This is a genomic window from Mesorhizobium sp. (genome assembly GCF_004962925.1).
In the GTDB taxonomy this organism is placed as follows: domain Bacteria; phylum Pseudomonadota; class Alphaproteobacteria; order Rhizobiales; family Rhizobiaceae; genus Mesorhizobium.
The window spans coordinates 235-2,264 of the sequence record NZ_SUEO01000375.1 but is presented as its reverse complement, the minus strand read 5'-3'; the positions used below and the strand labels follow the sequence as shown (position 1 = coordinate 2,264).

The 2,030-nt window shown below is 64.7% G+C and carries 3 protein-coding genes; all 3 read right to left on the bottom strand.

Annotated elements, in window-relative coordinates; genetic code table 11:
- The coding region (locus E5W87_RS35105; RefSeq protein ID WP_292408462.1) for an enoyl-CoA hydratase-related protein at window positions 1-212 on the bottom strand (212 nt) is incomplete at its 3' end.
- A 98-nt stretch (window positions 213-310) separates the two neighbouring features.
- Window positions 311-1,258, bottom strand: coding sequence for an ABC transporter permease (locus E5W87_RS35100; RefSeq protein WP_292408459.1), 948 nt, complete (start codon window positions 1,256-1,258; stop codon window positions 311-313).
- Window positions 1,259-1,261: 3 nt separating this feature from the next.
- Window positions 1,262-2,030, bottom strand: a 769-nt coding sequence (locus E5W87_RS35095) for an ABC transporter permease (protein WP_292408456.1), incomplete at its 5' end; no start/stop codon positions are given.

The window sequence follows — 2,030 nt, the reverse complement described above, 5'->3', positions numbered from 1 at the left end:
GGCTTGCCGAATTCGGTGATGTCGGCGCCGGCAACAAAGGTCCGCCCGGCGCAGGCGATGACGATGGCCGCGACATCAGGCTCGTCCCGCAAGGAAACAAGCGCCTGTAGCAGCGGCTCGCGAACATGGAAGCTCACCGCATTGACCGGCGGATTGTCGATGGTCACGACCGCAATGCGGCCATCCCTTGTAACGCTCACGAAATCGGACACGCAAACCTCTCGCAATGATGTTGGCTGAACGATTTACAGGGCCGATGCCCGGATGGAAACCACGATGTTTTCGCGGAAAGGCTCGCCGTAGCGTGTGGTCAGCGCAGAGCCTTCTGGCCGCCCGCAGCGGTGATGACGCCGACGATGATCAGCCCCGTCAGCAGCAGCCGGACGCCGGCGCTGACGCCGAACGTGTTGAGCATGGTCAGGAGCAGCACCAGGAACAGCGCCGCGCCCCAGACGCCCGGCACGTTGGCCTTGCCGCCGGCAACCGACGTGCCGCCGATGACCACGACCGCGATCGAGGCCAGCAGGTACTCGTTGCCGATATCGACATTGGCGCCGCGGAAATAGCCGGCGAGCAACGCCCCGTCGAGCCCGCCGAGCGCGCCCGACAGCGTGTAAGTGAGGAAGCGGATGCGGCCGACATTGATACCGGCCAGCCACGCGGCGCGGATGTTCTGGCCGATCGCCAGCACCGAACGGCCATAGATCATGCGCTGCAGCGCGATGGCAGCACCGATGGTGAACAGCACGGTGAGGATCGCCAGCACCGGAATGCCCATAATCTGCCAGTTGGTAAAACTGGCGAAGCCCGGCGGCGGCTTGATCTGCAGGCCGCGGCCATAGCTGATGTCGATCGACTGGATGATGAAGCTGGCCGACAATGTCGCGATGATCGGTGGAATGCGCAGCGCCCAGATCAAGAGATAGTTGGCGGCACCGACCGCCATGCCGCAGGCCACCGCCGCCAGCAGCCCGACGGCGATCATCTGGTCATTGCCGTCCATCACCTTCATGGCGACGGCGCTGGCGAGGCCGATATTGGCCGGCAGCGACAGGTCGACATTGCCGGGCCCGAGCGTGATGACGAACATCTGGCCGACACCGACGATAACGGTGAAGACGGCGAGCGAAAGGGCTGCCGTGATCATGCCGCCGCCGCCATAGCCGCCGGTGAAGGCGATTGTCGCCAGCCACACCAGCAGCGCGCCGATGAAGGACCAGATCCAGGGTTTGGCGAGCAGCAATCTCAACGAAGCCATCGCTCATCTCTCCCTGCGGCTGATGAGCACCCGGGCCGCGAGCACGATGATGAGGATGGCGCCATTGGCGGCCACCTGCCAATCGGGCGGAATGTGCATGAAGGTCAGCAGCGGCGACGCGGCAAGCGCCAGCGTCAGCGCGCCGATCACCGCACCGATCGGCGACACCCGGCCACCGACGAATTCGCCGCCACCGAGGATGACGCCGGCGATCGAAAGCAGCGTATAGCCATTGCCGATATTGGCATCGGCCGAGGTGGTGATGCCGATTAAGGCCATGCCGGACAGCACGCCGAACAGGCCGGCGAGTGCAAACAGCACGATCTTGGTCTTGAGCAGCGACCAGCCGGCTCGGCTGAGGGCCGCAGCATTGCCGCCCGATCCGCGCAGGATCACGCCATAGGAAGTGCGCATCAGCCCGAAATAGACGACCGCCGCGATCAGCAGCGCCGCAATGATCGGAAAAGGGATGAGAGGCGGCTTGAAGGCCATGAGCGACAGCAGCCAGTCCGGCGCCTTGCCGCCGGGCTTCGGCAGGATGAGGATGGCCAGCCCCTGCCAGACGAAGCTCATGCCGAGCGTCACCACGATCGAAGGCAGGTTGCGCAGATGGATCAGCGCGCCGAGCAGCGCATAGACGCCGATCGATCCTAGCAGGATCAAGACGCCGACCAGCGGCGCGTCCTTCAGCCACGTCGCCGTGACGCAGCCGACGAAACCGACAAAGGTGCCGATCGACAGGTCGAGCTCGTTGCCGGCGATGACGAACATC